The organism is Kitasatospora sp. NPDC057542, assembly GCF_042801945.1.
Lineage (GTDB): Bacteria > Actinomycetota > Actinomycetes > Streptomycetales > Streptomycetaceae > Kitasatospora.
This window is the reverse complement of record NZ_JBHVFE010000054.1, coordinates 1-16,202: the sequence shown is the minus strand read 5'-3', so window position 1 is coordinate 16,202 and position 16,202 is coordinate 1. Positions and strand designations below refer to the sequence as shown.

The following is a 16,202-nucleotide window of genomic DNA, read 5'->3' as shown; positions in this document are numbered from 1 at the left end:
GACTAGTGGGCGTCCGTCCGGTGCAGCTGGGCCTGGTCGATGAACCTGCTGATCGAGCCGACGGAGCGGAAGCTGTCCGGGTCGAGGTCGAACTCCTCGACGCGCACGTCGAAGCGGTCCTCCAGCCAGGCGATCGTCTTGAGCAGGCCGAGGCTGTCGATGACCCCGCCGTCCACGAGGTCGTAGTCGGAGTCCAGCTCGTTCGCGCCGACGTCCGGCAGGAACTCCTCGATGATGAACTGGGTGACTACCGCGGTGTGTTTCACGTGGCCGTTCCTTCGGTGGGCTGGGACGGGGAGCAGGCGCGCTCGATGGGCGTGCGGTCGATCTTTCCGGTGGACGTCCTGGGCAGCGGGTCGTCCACGATCAGCAGGGTCGAGGGGACGGCGGTGAGCGGGAGGCGTTGTGCGCAGTGCCGACGCAGCGCCAGCGAGTTCAGCCGGCTGTCCGGGGCGCGGCGGACCACGCTCCGCAGCAGGCGACCGGCCACCGGGTCGGGCACGGCCACCACGGCCGCCTCGACGACGTCGGGATGGTCGAGCAGCACCTGCTCGACCTCGTGGGTGTTGACCCGCGTGCCGCGGACCTTGACCTGGTGGTCGTTCCGGCCTTCCAGGGTGATGCGGCCGTCCCGGTCACGCCGTACGAGGTCGCCGCTGCGGAAGTAGCGCCGCGTCTGCCCGTCGTGGTGGTGGGTCGCGAACCTGTCCGCGTCCTGGTCCCGGTCCAGGTAGCCGTCGGTCTGGAAGGGCGTCGCGACGTGCAGTTCGCCGGTTCCCGGCCCGGTCACGATCCCGCCGTCGGCGTCGACGATCACCGCGTGGACTCCGGGCAGCGGACGTCCGATCGGCACCGGGCCGTCCGCCGGCTCGGTGCCGTCGACCTCGTGCAGGAAGCTGTCGTTGGTCTCGGTGCAACCGTAGACGTTGTGGAGCCGCGCGCCGGGGAACAGGTGCGGAAGCTCGGCCAGGCAGCGGGCGGGCATGCTGTCGCCGGTGAAGACGACGTGCTCGACGGTGTCGAGCCGCCGGCCGCTCTGCGCGGTCGCGTCGACCAGCAGCCGGTAGAACATCGGTACGGCCTGGACGAGTTGGACCTCGTGGCGGGACACCAGGTCCAGCAGGTGGCCGGGGTGGGTGGCCCGGGCCGGATCGACCAGGACGACGCGGCCGCCGCACTTGAGCGTGGTCCAGATGTCCAGCAGGCACAGGTCGAAGGTGAGCGGGGCGTAGTTGAGGACCGTCGTTCCCCGACGGATGCCGAACCGCTCGCCGGCCCAGGTGGTGAAGCGGTCCACCGCGCCCGTGCTCAGTGGCACGATCTTCGGCCGCCCGGTGGAACCGGAGGTGGTGAACATGAAGGAGACGTCGGCGGGTTCCGTACCGCGCGGCGCCTTCGGTTGCGCCGGCCGGTCCGGGACGTCCGGGGCGTCCGGCCCGGGCGCCCGGGGGTCCTCCGGTGACAGGACGTGCCGGATTCCGGCCCGCTCGGCCAACGCGTGAGAGGTTCTCCCCTCCGGCGTGGGCGCCGGCAGCAGCAGGAAGCGCCGCCCTTCCAGCAGGCAGGCGAGCACCAGGGCGATCGTCGAGGGCGACTTGGCGGCCAGGATGCCGAGCGGCTCGTCGCCGTCCGGGGCGAGCCGGGCGATCCGGAGGCGCTCCCGCTCCGCCGACTGGTGGAGTTCACGGTAGGTCGTCTCCGTTCCGTGCCATACCAGCGCCGGATCACCGGGGTGGCTTGTGGCGTGCGAGACGAATGAACCCACCAGGCTCTGCTGCTGCATCATGACGTCTCCGAGTTCATGCAACGGGGTGGGCTCTATAGACAACGGATGAGTTCATGCAACGGGTTCACCGATCTCATTCGGAACAATGAAGGGCCGACACGAAAGGGGCCCATCCGGCCGCCCTCCTGGCGAAAGAAGAATTATCACGTGCTGCCAGTCCACGGAAGTAGGGTGCTCGATCAGCACCATGACGGCACGTCAGAGAGGGTGTCGAAGTCGGCCGCGCAGATGCTAGCCGTCGAGCGTGTTCAATCTACATAAGGATTGCCGCGGGCTGGCGTAAAGATTGTCCTGATGCCTGCGACCCTCTTCTCTGTCTTGCGGAGTGAGACGGGAGCTGCCTAGTATCCGCCGTACTGTTCGCGAATCAGCGAATCGGCGAGGGGATTTCCGGGGCGATTTAGCGTTCCCGATCGCCGTGAAAGGTGGATCCGTCATGCCTGGCTCCGACCGGAGCGCGTACGCTCCGACCCTGTTGTCCTTCGCCCAGCAACGGCTGTGGTTCCTCGATCGGCTGCGGCCGGGTCGGCCGGACCACAACGTCCCGACCGCGGTCCGCCTGCGTGGCCGGCTGGACCAGGAGGCGCTCGTCCGGGCGCTGACCGAAGTCGTGCGGCGCCACGAGGTGTTGCGCGGCAGGATCGTCGACTCCGAGCACGGCCCGTGCCACGTCACGGAGCCGGTCGAGAGCTTCGTGCCGACGGTCACCGATCTGACGCACACCCCGGCCGAGCAGGCCTGGCAGCGGGCCCGGGAGCTGGTGGCCGCCGATCTGGCGACCCCCTTCGACCTCGGGACCGCCCCGAAGCTGCGCGCCAGGCTGATCCGCATCGCCTCCGACGACCACCTGCTGGTCCTGGTGATCCATCACATCGCCTGCGACGGCTGGTCGTTGCCGGTGCTGTGGCAGGAGTTCTCCGCCGGATACGGCGCCGCCGTCGACGGCCGGCCGATCGCCCTGCCGGACCTGCCCGTCCAGTACGCCGATTTCGCGGACTGGCAGCGGAGCCACCGGACCGGAACGGCACTGCAAGGACAACTCGCCTACTGGCGCGAGCACTTGGCCGACCTGAGCCCGTCGGTGCTCCCGACGGATCGGACGCGCCCCGCGGTGTGGTCAGGCCGGGGCGACCAGGTCGAGATCGAGATCCCCGCGGAACTCGCCGACCGGATACGAGCACTGGGGCGCGCCCACGAGGTGACGCCGTTCATGACGCTGCTGGCCGCCTTCCAGGTCCTGCTCGCGCGCTGCACGGGACAGGCCGACGTGACGGTGGGGACGCCGATCTCCGGGCGGACCAGGATCGAGGTGGAGCCGCTGGTCGGCTTCTTCGTCAACACGCTCGTCCTGCGCACCGACCTGTCGGGCGACCCCGGCTTCACCGACGTGCTCGCCCGGGTGCGGCGGTGCGCGGTGGAGGCGTACGCCCACCAGGACGTCCCCTTCGAACAGCTGGTGCAGGAGCTGCGGCCCGAACGCGACCTCGGCCAACACCCGCTGTTCACCGTCATGTTCCAGCTGGAGGATCCGCCCGCGCTCCCGTCCGGCCTTCCGGGGCTGGAGGTGAGTGACCATCAGATACCGAACGACGTGGCGAAGTTCGACATCGAGATCTCCCTGACGGACCCCGGCGACCGCCTCACCGGCGTCATCCGCTACGCCGCCGACCTCTTCGACCGCGACACGGTGCGGCAGCTCTCCGAGGGCTTCAGGGCGCTGCTCGACCACCTCGTCGCTGCTCCCGAACGGCCGGTATCGGCGTGGGAGACCCCTCCCGGCCTCCGGGTGAGCCCCGCGGCTCCCGCCGCTCCCGCCGTGCGCCCTGCGGCCCCGCGGCCCGATGCCGACCGGGCCGGCGCTCCCGCCGCCGGGACCGAGACCGAGACCGAGCTCCTCGTACTGGAGACCTGGGCCGAGGTCCTCGGCGTCACCCCGGACGGCGTGCACAGCGACTTCTTCGAGCTGGGCGGCCATTCGCTCCTCGCCTCGAAGGTCATGTCCCGACTCGGCCGGGCGCTCGACCTCGAACTGCCGGTCGTCCTGCTCTTCTACCACCCGACCGTCGCCGAACTCGCCGGCGGCATCGACGCGGCGCTGCTGGCGGACCTCGGCGCCGCCGAGGCGGAACCGCTCCCCGCCGGAAAGGCCCGTCACCCGTGAAGGCACAGCACAGTCGACCCGAGCCCGGCCAGCCGACCGGTCCCACACCGGCCACCACGCGGGCCCTGCTCGACCAGCGCGTCCGCGCGGCCCGGAACAGGGCCGTCGAGGGAGAGCCGGAGGCCGCGGTCCCACCCCGCCCGGCGGGTGCGCGGGTGACGTCGTTCACCCAGGAACGCATGTGGCTGGTCGAGCGGCTGTCCGACGGCCCCGCGCTGTACAACGTCCACGAGGTCTTCCGGCTGCGCGGCCCGCTGGACGTGGCCGCCCTCGGCCACAGCCTCACCGAGCTGGTGCGGCGCCACGAAGTCCTGCGCACCGCCTTCCCCGAGGAGGACGGGCGCCCCGTCCCCTCGGTGGAGCCGGCCCGGCCGATCGGCCTGCCCGTCACGGACCTGCGGGCCGAGCCCGCGGAACGCCGGACGCGGCTGGCCCTCGACCTCGTCCACTCCGAGGTCCTGCGCCCCTTCGACCTGGCCACCGCCCCGCTGCTGCGCGCGTCACTGCTGAGGGTCGACGAGGACGAGCACGTCCTGGTGGTGGTCGTCCACCACATCGCGGTCGACGGCTGGTCGATGCCGCTGCTGTGGGACGACCTGTCGGCGATGTACCGGAGCCGGCTGGAAGGCCGCGAGCACGAGCTTCCCCCCTTGCGGCTCCAGTACGCGGACTTCGCCCACTGGCAGCGGGCCCGGCTCTCCGGCGACCGCCTGCAGCGCCAACTGGACTACTGGAGCGCACAGTTGTCCGGGCTGTCGCCGCTGGACCTACCCACCGACCGTCCGCGCGGACCGGTCCGCGCGGGCCGGGGCGAGCGGATCACCTTCACGGTGCCCGAGGAGCTGGCCGGGCGCTTGCGGCTGCTGGGCCGGCGGCACGGCGCGACGATGTTCATGACGCTGCTCGCCGCGTTCCAGGCCCTGCTCGCCCGCTACAGCGGGCAGTCCGACGTGGCGGTCGGCACGCCGGTCGCGGGCCGCACCCGTCCGGAACTCGACCCGCTGGTGGGCTCGTTCATCAACACCGTGGTCCTCCGCACCGACCTCGCGGACGACCCGAGCTTCGCCGAGCTGCTCGACCGGGTCCGCCGGACCGCCCTGGACGCCTACGCGCACCAGGACGTGCCGTTCGAACGGCTGGTGCAGGAGCTGCGGCCGGCCCGCGGCCTCGACCGCAACCCACTGTTCCAGGTGATGTTCGCCGGCCTGTCCGACCCGACCGCCTCCCTCCGGCTGGTGGGGACGGAGGTCGAACAGATGGAGGTCGACAACGGCACGGCGAAGGTCGACCTCAGCCTGGTGATAGCCGACCGGCCGACCGGCACGGACGGGGCTGCCGGGGCGACCGGCACGACCGGGACCGTGGCCTTCGACACCGGTCTGTTCGACCGCGCGAGCGTGGAGCGCCTGGTCGGCCACTACCTCCGGCTGCTGGACGCCGCGGCCGGCGATCCCGACCGTCCCGTCTCACGCCTGGACCTGCTCACCGAGGCCGAGCGCGAAGCGCTGCTGGTGGCCGCCAACGCCACCGACGAACCCTTCCCCACCGACCTCTGCGTGCACGAGCTGGTCGAGGAGCGGGCCCGGCTGACCCCCGACGCGGTGGCGGTCCGCTGCGGAACCGAGCGGCTGACCTACCGGGAACTCGACCGCCGGGCCAACCGGTTGGCCCGGTACCTGCGAGCCCGGGGAGCACGGCCGGAACGCCTGGTCGGCGTCTGCCTGCCGCGCTCGGCGGACCTGGTCGTGGCCCTGCTGGCCGTCCTCAAGTCGGGTGCCGCCTACCTGCCGCTGGACCCGGACCTCCCGGCGCAGCGCATGTCGTTCATGCTTGCCGACGCCGACGTGCCGCTGCTGCTCACCCAGCGCTCCCTGGCCGACCGGCTGCCGCGGCACGGCGCCGAGATGGTGTGGCTGGACGCCGAGGCCCCGCTCGTCGCGGCCCTGCCCGAAGACCGGCTGCCACCGCTCGCGACGCCCGCCAACCTGGCGTACTCGATCTACACCTCCGGTTCGACCGGCCGCCCCAAGGCCGTGCTGGTTCCGCACGCGGGCGTGGTCAACTACCTGGTGGTCCGCGGCCGACAGCTGGACCTCGGCGGGGCCGACGTCGTCGCCTCGGTGGCCTCGATCTCCTTCGACGTCATCGTCCCCCAGGTGCTCATGCCGCTGGCCTGGGGTGCCGCCGTGGTGATCGCCCCGTCGGAGGTCGCGGTCGACGGCCCGCGCCTGACGGAGATGATGCGCCAGTTCGGCGTCACCACGCTCATGGCCACACCGGCCACCTGGCTGCTGCTGCTGGACGGCGGCTGGCAGGGCGGCCGGTTCCAGGCGATCTGCGTGGGCGAACCGCTGCAGCCCGCCCTGGCCCGGCGGCTCCTCGACCGGGTCTCCACGCTGTGGAACGGCTACGGTCCCACCGAGGCGTCCGTCGGCTGTGTCACCCGGCGCGTGGACGCCGACCGGGACCTGACCCGGCCGGGAGGGTCCGTGCCGATCGGCCGGCCGCTCGGCAACCTCCGGATCTACCTGCTGGACCCGGCCGGCGCCCCGGTGCCCGTCGGCGTCCCGGGGGAGATCCACATCGGCGGGGTCGGCGTCACCCGCGGGTACGCCAACCGGCCGGGGCTGACCGCCGAGCGCTTCGTGCCCGACCCGTTCGGCCCGGCCGGCGGCCGGCTGTACCGGACCGGCGACCTGGCGCGGTACCTGCCGGACGGCAGTCTCGTCTTCCTCGGCCGCACCGACGAGCAGGTGAAGATCCGGGGGTACCGCATCGAGCTGGGCGAGATCGAGGCCGCGCTGTGCGCCCAGCCCGGTGTCGCCAGGGCCGCGGTGACGGTGCGGGGCGGCGGGACGGACGCCGAACTGGCCGGCTACCTGGTGTGGCAGGACCGCCCCGGTGACCTGACGGTCCTGCGGCGCTCCCTGCGCGAGACCCTGCCCGAGTTCATGGTGCCCACGACGCTGACCGCGCTCGACCGGATCCCCCTGACCACGAACGGCAAGGTGGACCGCGGGGCCCTGCCCGAGCCCGCCCGCCACGGCCACGAGGCCGGTGCGCTACCGCCGCGGGACCTGCCGGAACTCCTGATGACCAGGATCTGGGAGCGCGTGCTGGGCACCCCGAAGGTCGGCGTCCGGGACGACTTCTTCGCGCTGGGCGGGCACTCCCTCAGGGCGGTCGAGCTCGTGGAGGCGATCCGGCGGGAGTGGGGGGTCACCGTGCCGCTGAACACGGTGTTCCGCCACCCCACCGTCGAGGGGCTGTGCGCGGAACTGCCCAACGCGTCGCGGGCCCTGCGCCGGCTGGTCGTTCCGCTGGCCGAAGGGGACCGCCGCAGGGCGCCGCTGATCCTGGTGCACCCGCAGAGCGGCGACGTGTGCTCCTTCCTCCACCTGGCCGGACACCTCACCGAGCACCTCACCGAGCGCCTCACCGAGCACCTCACCGAACAGCACGCCGAACCCCTCGCCGGCGCCCGGCCCGTCTACGGCCTGGAGGCCGTCGGCTACAACACCGACGAGCCGCCCCTGGCCACCGTCGAGGAGCAGGCGCGGCGCTACCTGCGGGAGCTGCGGTCCGTCCTGCCCGACGGCCCGTACCTGCTGGCCGGCTGGTCCTTCGGCGGGCTGGTCGCCTTCGAGATGGCCCGCCTGCTGGAGGAGCAGGGGAACCCCCCGGGATTCCTCGGGATCATCGACGTCGGAGCGCCCGCGCCCACCGGTGGATCCACCGACGGGTCAGGCGGGGACCTCCACGAGCTCGACGAGCAGGACGCCCTCTCCCTGCTGCTCCACGACGCGCACGACCGTGAGCGCCTTCCCCCTCGCGTGCGCACCGAACAACTGCGGCGCATGGCACGGGTCTTCACCACCAACGGCGGCGCCGCCCGGCGCTACCGGTCGGCGGCGCGGCTGCGGACACCGATCCACCTGTTCACGAGCGCGCAGACCCACCCCGAACTCGCCGGCCCGGTCGTGGTCCCCGCCCGGTGGCGGGACCGCACCCGGGGGGCGTTGAGCGTGGTCGAGGTCCCCGGCAACCACCACGACATGCTGTCGCCGCCGCACGTCGGACCCTTCGCCGACGCGCTGTCGGCCATCCTGGAGGAGCTCGGATGAGCGACGGACACGAGTTGCCGCTGTCATCGGCGCAGTCCGGCATCTGGTTCGCCCACCACCTGCGGCCCGGCAGCCCGGCCTACAACACCGGCGAGTACGTGGACATCCCCGGGCCGATCGACCCGGAGCTGTTCGAGGCGGCCGTGCGGCGCGTGGTGGACGAGACCGAGTCCCTGCGCGTCCGCCTCACCGAGGGCGCCGAGGGCCCCCGGCAGGTCGTCACCCCGTCGCCCGACTGGTCGATGCACCACGTCGACCTCACGTCGACACCGGATCCGCTGCGGGCGGCCGAGCGCTGGATGCACGCCGACCTGTCCACCCCGGTCGGGCTCACCAGGGACCCGCTGTTCCGCCAGGCCCTGTTCGCCATCGCGCCGGACCGCTTCCTCTGGTACCAGCGCGTCCACCACATCGTGGTCGACGGCTTCAGCATGTCGCTCATCGCGCGCCGCGTCGCCAAGACCTACACCGGACTGGTCGAGGGCAGGGGCGGGGCAGGGCCGGCCTTCGGGCCGCTGAGCCTCCTACTGGCGCACGACGCCGCCTACCGCGCGTCGGAACAGCCCGGACAGGACCGGGAGTTCTGGGCGGCCCGGCTGGCCGGCCGGCCGGATCCCGTCAGCCTCGCCAGCCGCTCGGCGCCCGCCTCGGACGGCTTCCTGCGCCGTACCGGCAGCCTCGACGCGCCCACCCTGGCCGCGCTGCGGCGGGCCGCGCGACCCGCCGGGGCGAGCTGGCCCACCGCCTTCACCGCGACGGTCGCCGCGTACCTCCACCGCCTCAGCGGCGAACGGGACATCGTGCTCAGCATGCCGGTGACCGGGCGCACCGGCTCCGCCGCGCCGGCCGTACCCGGCATGGTGGCGAACGTGGTGCCGCTGCGGCTGCGCGTCCACCCGGAGCAGGGGCTGTCCGCACTCGCGCGACAGGTGGCCGAGGAGGTCGCCGCCCTGCGCCGGCACCAGCGCCACCGCAGCGAGGACCTGCGCAGGGAGCTGGATCCGGCAGGGTCGGAGCGGGTCCTGTTCGGGCCCGTCGTCAACATCATGTCCTTCTACTACCACCTGGACTTCGCGGGTGTCCGGGCCACCGTGCACAACCTGTCCAACGGGCCGGTCGAGGACCTCTCGTTCTCCGTCTACGACCGCTCCGACGGCACCGAGCCCCGGATCGACGTCGACGCGAACCCCGCGCTCTACACCGAGGCCGAACTCGCCGCCCACCAGCAGCGGTTCCTCCGCTTCCTGAACGCGGTGGCCTCCGCCGACCCGGACCGGCCGATCGGCCGGCCCGACCTCCTCACCCCCGAGGAGCGGCACCGGACCGTCGTGGCCGCCAACCGCACCACGCGGCCGCTGCCGCACCCGACGGTGCCGTCGGCCTTCGCGGCCGAGGCCGCGCGCAGGCCCGACGCGCCCGCTGTGGTGTGCGGGGAAACCACCCTGTCCTACGCGGAGTTGAACGCCCGGGCCAACCGGCTGGCCCACCGGCTCATCACCCTGGGCGTCCGCTGCGACAGCACGGTGGCCGTGCTCATGGAACGCTCCGTCGACGTGGTGGTGTCGGTCCTGGCGATCAGCAAGGCCGGCGGCGCCTACGTGCCGCTGGACACCCGGGCCCCGACGGCCCGCCTGCGCCGCGTCCTGGACGACACCGGGGCGGTGGTGCTGCTCACCCACCGGGCCACCCGGGACGACGCCCTGTCCCTCGGCACACCGGGTGTCGTCGTCGACGCCGACCCCGGCCTCGCCGACCAGCCGGCCACCGACCCCGTCGTGCCGCTACGCCCGGACCACCTGGCGTGCGTCCTGTACACCTCGGGCTCCACGGGCACGCCGAAGGGGGTGGCCCTGAGCCACCGCAACGTCATCAGCCTGACCGCGCAACGCTGTTGGCGCGAGGAGGACGGCCCGCGCGTCCTCGCGCACTCCCCGCACGCCTTCGACGCCTCGACCTACGAGTGGTGGGTGCCGCTGCTCAACGGGGGCCGGGTGGTCGTGGCCCCGCCCGGCGAGCTGGCGCTCGCGGACCTCCACCGGCTCATCGTCGACCACCGGGTCGGCGCGCTGTGGTTGACGGCCGGGCTGTTCCGGGTGTTCGCCGAGGAGTCCCCCGGCACGCTGGCCGGGGTCGGCCAGGTGTGGACCGGCGGCGACATCGTGCCGGCCGACGCGGTACGGCGCGTCCTGGCCCGGTGCCCGGACTCCGCGGTGGTCGCCGGGTACGGCCCGACCGAGGCCACCACGTTCACCACGCGCCGGGTGCTCCGCCCCGGCCAGGCCGTGCCCGACGTCGTCCCCCTCGGCCGACCGGTGGACAACAGGCAGGTGTACGTCCTGGACGAGGCGCTGTCGCCGGTGCCGCCGGGGGTGGCCGGCGTGCTGTACGTCGCCGGTGCGGGCGTGGCGCGCGGGTACCTGAACGACCCCCGCCGGACGGCCGGCCAGTTCGTGCCGTGCCCGTTCGGCGAACCGGGCGAGCGGATGTACCGAACGGGCGACGTGGTCCGCTGGAACGCCGAGGGGGAGCTGGAGTTCCTCGGCCGCGCGGACGAGCAGGTCAAGCTCCACGGCTTCCGCATCGAACTGGGCGAGATCGAGGCGGTCCTGGCCGGGCACCCCGCCGTCGCCCAGGCGACCGTGGTCGCCGGACCGGGGACCACTCCCGGCAGGCGTCTGATCGGCTACGTCGTCCCGGCCGGCGACGCGGGGCTCGACCCGGCGTCGGTGCGGGAGCACGCCGCCGCGGCGCTGCCGGACTACATGGTGCCCTCGGCGATCGTCACGCTCGACGCCTTTCCCCTGACGCCCAGAGGGAAGATCGACCGGGCCGCGCTGCCCGTCCCCGACCCCGCACCGGCACCGTCCGGGCCCGGGCCGCGAACCCCGGCGGAGCGGACGATGTGCGCGCTGTTCGCCGAGGTGCTCGGCCGGCCCGCGGTGGGCGTCGACGACGGTTTCTTCGCGCTGGGCGGCAACTCCCTGCTCGCGACCCGGCTGGTCAACCGGGTGCGGGTGAGGTTCGGCCGTGAACTCACCCTCGGCGCCCTGTTCCAGGCACCCACGCCGGCGCGCCTGGTCGAAGCACTCAAGGCGGCCCCGGACGCCGCGGCCGTCCCGGAACTCTCACCACGTACACGACTCTGAGCCCCTGACGGCGATCACAGGAAGCACCTCGGCATGGTCCACACCCTCTCCCAGCCCGACGAGACACCGGCACTACCCGAAACCCCGACCGCCGCAGCAACCCCGACGATCCCGGCGCTGGCGGTGTCCCAGGTCCGCCGGTACTACCGGCTCGTCGACGCCGGGGACGTACCCGCGCTGGTCGCCCTGTTCACCCCGGACGCCCGCTACCACCGCCCCGGCTACCGGCCCATGGTCGGACACGCCGAACTCGAACGCTTCTACCGCGACCAGCGGGTGATCCGCTCCGGCGTGCACACCCTGGCCACCGTGGTCACGACCGACGACGAGGTGGCGGTGCACGGCCTGTTCCGCGGCGTGCTGCACGACGGCGACGAGGTCGAGCTGCGGTTCGCGGACTTCTTCCGGATGACGCCGCAGGGCCGCATCGCCACGCGGGACACCTTCTTCCACGTGCCGGCGGTCTGAGCCGGTGGCCGCACCCGGTGGCACCGCGCACGGCGTGCCGCGCACCGGCCGCCACCGCGACCGCCCACCGAACAGCATCGACGGCCGCCACGGCGGCGCCGACGGCCCACGCGGTCGCGCGTTCAACCCCGACGGGGACACTTCAGCACAGGAAAGCGGGAAGCAGTTGACCAAGACGGTCCTCACCTCCGACATCCCGGCGTTCGTCGGCAGCGGACGGCCACCGTTCGACGCCCGGGCGATCCACGAGCTGGTCGCCGAACAGGCGGAGCGGGCCCCGCACGCGCCCGCCGTCACCTGCGACGGACGGACCCTGACCTACCAGCAGCTCAACGACCGCGCCCACCGGCTCGCCGGGCGGCTGCGAGCGACCGGACTGGCGCAGGAGGACGTCGTCGGCGTGCTGGTGCCGCGCTCGCCGGAGCTGATCGTGGCCCTGCTCGCCGTCCTCATCGCGGGCGGGGCCTACCTCGGACTCGAACCGGACGACCCGGCCGCCCGCCACGCGCTGCTGCTCAAGGACGCCCGCGCGGGCATGGTGATCACCGGGGAGGCCCTGCGGGAGCGGCTGCCCGGCACCGTCGTCACGGTGACGGAAGGCGGCCCGACGCAGGAGCCGGCCACCGGGCCGGCGGTCCCGGCCCGCCCCGGCGACCCGGACCGGCTCGCCTACGTCAGCTACACCTCCGGCTCGACCGGCGAGCCCAAGGGCGTCGGTGTGCCCCACCGGGCGATCGACCGGCTCGTCCGGGGCGCGGACTGGGTGGACGTCCGCGCCGAGGACGTCTTCTTCCACCTCGCGCCGGTCGCGTTCGACGCGTCCACGTTCGAGATCTGGACCCCCCTCGTCAACGGCTGCCGGCTGGTCCTCTTCCCCCCGGGCGCCATCACGCTGGAGCACGTGGCGCGCGTCGTCCGGGCCGAGCGCGTGACGGTCCTGCTGCTGACCACCGGGCTCTTCCACCAGATGGCGAGCTCCCACCCGGAGGCGTTCACCGACGTCCGGCACGTCCTCACCGGGGGCGACGTGGCCTCGCCGGGCCACGTCCAGCACCTGCTGGCCCGCCACCCGGGGCTGCTCTTCACCAACGGCTACGGACCGACCGAGAACACCACGTACACGACCTGCTGGACCAGCAGCACCCTCCCGGAGCTGCGGAGCGTGCCGATCGGCCGCCCGATCAGCGGCACCAGGGTCGCCGTGCTCGACGACGAGCTCAGGCCGGTGCCCGTCGGCGAGTGCGGGGAGCTGTACGTGGCCGGGGCGGGCCTGGCCCGCGGCTACCTGGACCGCCCGGCCGCGACGGCCGAACGGTTCCTGCCCGATCCGTTCGGCACCGAGCCGGGGGCCCGGATGTACCGGACCGGCGACCTCGTGCGCTGGCTGCCGGACGGCACGCTGGAGTTCGTCGGACGCGCGGACGACCAGGTCAAGGTCCAGGGCTACCGCGCCGAACCGCGCGCCGTCGAGGTCGAGCTGGAACGGCTCCCCGGGGTGCGGCACGCGGTCGTGCTGCCGCAGCCCGATCCGGCGGGCGGCACCCGGCTGCTGGCCTACGTCGTGCCCGCGGAACCCGGTCCGGCGGGCGACGCCGACCTCGGCCGGCGGCTGCGCCACGAACTGCGGGACAGGCTACCGGACTACCTGATCCCCTGGGCGATCCTCGTCCGTCCCGAGCTGCCGGTGAACCGTAACGGCAAGATCGACCGCCGGGCACTGCCCACCGCCACCCGGGTACCGCGCAACGTGCCCAACGAGTTCGTCCCGCCCCTCACCGAGGTGCAGACGCGACTGGCCGACCTGTGGGGCGACGTCCTCGGCGTCGAACCGGTCGGCGTCGACGACGACTTCTTCGACCTCGGCGGACACTCCCTGCTGGCCACCGACCTCCTGGTCGCCACCCAGCGCGAGTTCGACGTGGACCTCCCCGCGCAGACCCTCTACATGTCGCCGACCGTCGCCGAGCTGGCGACGGCCCTCACCGCGCGGATGCGGATGCCGGGCCCGGACGGCCCGACGGACGGCCCGACCGGGGGCCCGGCCGACGCGGCACAGGAGGAGCAGCCCCGATGACGACGGTCCCCCCGACCACGCGCTGCCCGGTCCTCGCCCCACAGCCGGTCGACCTGATCGACCCCGACCTCTACCACGAGGGCGGGGCGCACGAGGTCTGGCGACGGCTGCGCCGCGACGCCCCGGTGAGCTGGCAGCCGGTCGGCGACATCGGCTACTGGTCGATCGTCGGCCACGCCGACGCCAATCGGGTCCTGCGCGACCACGCCACGTTCACCTCCGAACAGGGCACCCTGCTCAACCTCCTCGGCAAGGGCGACCCCGCCGGCGGACGCCAGATGGCCGCGACCGACCCGCCCCGGCACGCGCACCTGCGCGGCCCGCTGCAGCAGGCGCTGTCGATCAAGACGGTGGAGAACGACCGGGAGGCCATCCGCCGGGTCGTCGTCGAGCTGCTCCGGCCGTTGGCCGACGGCGGCCCGTACGACTTCGCCGCCGCCATGGCCACGCTGCCGATGGCGGTGATCGGCACCATGATGGCGCTGCCGGAACAGGGCTGGCCGCGGCTGGTCCGGCTCGCCCACGCCTGCATCGCCGCGGACGACCCCGAGTTCCAGCTCGCCGACGGACCACGGGCCACCCTCGTGACCGCCCACCGCGAACTGTTCGCCTACTTCCAGGACATCGTCACCGAGCGTCGGCGCGCACCGGGTGACGACCTGATCAGCGTGCTGCTCACCATGGAACTGGACGGACGCCGACTGTCGCCGGGCGAGATCGTGTCCAACTGCTACAGCCTGCTGCTCGGTGCGACCGTCACCACCGCCCAGCCACCGATCGCGGCGATGGTCGAACTGGCCGGGACCCCGGTCCTGGACGACTGGGCGGCCCACCCGGAGCTGCTCGGCAGCGGCGTGGAGGAGGCACTGCGATGGGCTTCGCCCACCCAGCACTTCATGCGCCACGCCACCCGCGACGTCGAGATCCGGGGTGTGCCGATCCCCGCGGGGGACGCGGTCGTCGTGTGGCTGGGGTCGGCCAACCGCGACGAGACCGTGTTCGCCGACCCGTACACCTTCGACATCCGACGGCGACCCAACAAGCACATCGCCTTCGGCGTCGGCGCGCACTACTGCATCGGCCACACCGTCGCACGGGTGGCCCTGCGGATCCTGTTCGCCGAACTGCTCGGCCGGTTCACCGGCTTCGAGCTCGCCGGGGCACCGCGGCGGATGCGCTCGAACGTCATCGCGGGCTTCACGCACCTGCCGATCACCGCGCGGACCCGATAGGAGCCGGCACCTCGCCGCCGCCTGTCGGCACCACGGCCACCATCATCACGGCCACCAGCACCACAACCGTCTTCACCGCTGCCGCATCACCGCAGCCGAACCCGAGAAGAACCCCCCACACGGAAGGTCATCAGTGGACGCTCCGACGGCCCGTACCCGCAACAAGTGGTTCCTGCGCGAGCCGTCGCCGGTGGCACCGGCGCGGCTGTTCTGCCTGCCCTACTCCGGGTGCGGAGCGAGCATGTACCGCCAGTGGCCGTCATCGGTCGACGGCGTCGAGATCTGCCCCGTGCAGCTGCCCGGCCGGGAGAACCGGATGCGCGAGCCCGCCCACACCACCTACGAGGCGATGGCCGACGACCTCTGCGAAGTGCTGCGCCCCTACCTGGACCGTCCCTACGCACTGTTCGGGCACTGCGGCTCCGCGTTGGCGGCGTACGAGACCGCCGTACGGCTGGTCCAAAGGGGCTGCCCCGCCCCGACCCAGGTGTTCGTCTCCGCCGAGGTCGCGCCGCAGGACGGCCCCTACGGCCGCTTCCTCGGCATGAGCGACGACGAGCTGGCGGCCGAACTGCGCCAGCTCGTCGCGGAACTGGGCGGCACCCTGGAACCGAGCCTGCTCGCGCTCTACCTCGGCGTCCTGCGGAACGACGTCGACATGAACAAGCGGTATCACGTGGCCGAGCCGGTCCGGCTGCCGTGCCCGATCACCGCCATTGGCTGGAGCGAGGACACGGGCATCGCGCCGTCGCTGATGACCGGCTGGTCGGCCTGCGGCGAAGCGACTTTCGAACTCCTGGAGGGAGGCCACTACCGCTTCATCGAGGCGCCGGCGGAACTACTGGCGCTCCTGGTAGCGGATCTGACGCCCACCCGTTCCCGCACCCTCTGACACCGGACTGTCGGCCTACCCCTTGCAGGACTGCTCGGCGTGGGCCGCGCGGCGCTCAGCTCGTCCGGACCCACACGGTCGACGTGCCGATGATCGGGCGCCAGTCGGCTTCGAATGCGCGGCCATGATGTGCGCGCCAGGCGCCTGATCCCGATCTGACTGTACGTCAGACAAAACGCGCCGCTCAAGCACCGCAAGGGGGGGTGAGCACCCGACCATGCCAACCGTGATCGTCGCACTGCGTATGCTCATCCGCCGCGCGGCCCCGCGCTACCGCTGGGATGGCCGCCCCACCACCAAGCGCCTGGAGTAACGCCTA

At 72.9% G+C, this 16,202-nt stretch carries 9 protein-coding genes; 7 read left to right on the top strand and 2 right to left on the bottom strand.

All coding sequences use genetic code 11. The features are described 5' to 3' along the window. Positions 1–2 precede the first annotated feature (2 nt). Together ACFU7Y_RS10040 and ACFU7Y_RS10035 are read right to left on the bottom strand one after the other, a co-directional pair. On the bottom strand, positions 3–266 hold the full coding sequence (locus ACFU7Y_RS10040) for an acyl carrier protein (protein ID WP_224280489.1): 264 nt from the start codon (positions 264–266) through the stop codon (positions 3–5). Then, positions 263–1,786, bottom strand: a complete 1,524-nt coding sequence (locus tag ACFU7Y_RS10035) for an AMP-binding protein (RefSeq protein WP_380767274.1) — start codon at positions 1,784–1,786, stop codon at positions 263–265. The genes ACFU7Y_RS10040 and ACFU7Y_RS10035 overlap by 4 nt, the downstream gene beginning before the upstream one ends. A gap of 436 nt (positions 1,787–2,222) precedes the next feature. Here ACFU7Y_RS10035 and ACFU7Y_RS10030 point away from each other — a divergent pair, with 436 nt between their 5' ends. The 7 genes from ACFU7Y_RS10030 (at position 2,223) to ACFU7Y_RS10000 (ending at position 15,883) form a co-directional block, all read left to right on the top strand. After that, positions 2,223–3,947 carry a condensation domain-containing protein gene (locus tag ACFU7Y_RS10030; RefSeq protein WP_380767272.1) on the top strand — a complete coding sequence of 575 codons (1,725 nt, stop codon included), beginning with the start codon at positions 2,223–2,225 and terminating at the stop codon, positions 3,945–3,947. A 155-nt stretch (positions 3,948–4,102) separates the two neighbouring features. After that, entirely contained in the window at positions 4,103–8,071 is a 3,969-nt protein-coding gene (locus tag ACFU7Y_RS10025; protein ID WP_380767271.1) for an amino acid adenylation domain-containing protein, read from the top strand. After that, positions 8,068–11,217 carry an amino acid adenylation domain-containing protein gene (locus ACFU7Y_RS10020; RefSeq protein ID WP_380767269.1) on the top strand — a complete coding sequence of 1,050 codons (3,150 nt, stop codon included), beginning with the start codon at positions 8,068–8,070 and terminating at the stop codon, positions 11,215–11,217. Before ACFU7Y_RS10025 ends, ACFU7Y_RS10020 begins: the two co-directional genes overlap by 4 nt. A gap of 33 nt (positions 11,218–11,250) precedes the next feature. Then, positions 11,251–11,685 carry a nuclear transport factor 2 family protein gene (locus ACFU7Y_RS10015; RefSeq protein WP_224283321.1) on the top strand — a complete coding sequence of 145 codons (435 nt, stop codon included), beginning with the start codon at positions 11,251–11,253 and terminating at the stop codon, positions 11,683–11,685. A gap of 166 nt (positions 11,686–11,851) precedes the next feature. Next, complete coding sequence (locus ACFU7Y_RS10010) at positions 11,852–13,759, top strand: amino acid adenylation domain-containing protein (protein ID WP_380767267.1); 1,908 nt, start codon at positions 11,852–11,854, stop codon at positions 13,757–13,759. After that, on the top strand, positions 13,756–14,991 hold the full coding sequence (locus ACFU7Y_RS10005) for a cytochrome P450 (protein WP_380767265.1): 1,236 nt from the start codon (positions 13,756–13,758) through the stop codon (positions 14,989–14,991). The genes ACFU7Y_RS10010 and ACFU7Y_RS10005 overlap by 4 nt, the downstream gene beginning before the upstream one ends. A 133-nt stretch (positions 14,992–15,124) precedes the next feature. Continuing rightward, positions 15,125–15,883 (top strand): thioesterase II family protein, encoded by a 759-nt coding sequence (locus ACFU7Y_RS10000; RefSeq protein ID WP_380767263.1) that lies wholly within the window; start codon positions 15,125–15,127, stop codon positions 15,881–15,883. Positions 15,884–16,202 lie beyond the last annotated feature (319 nt).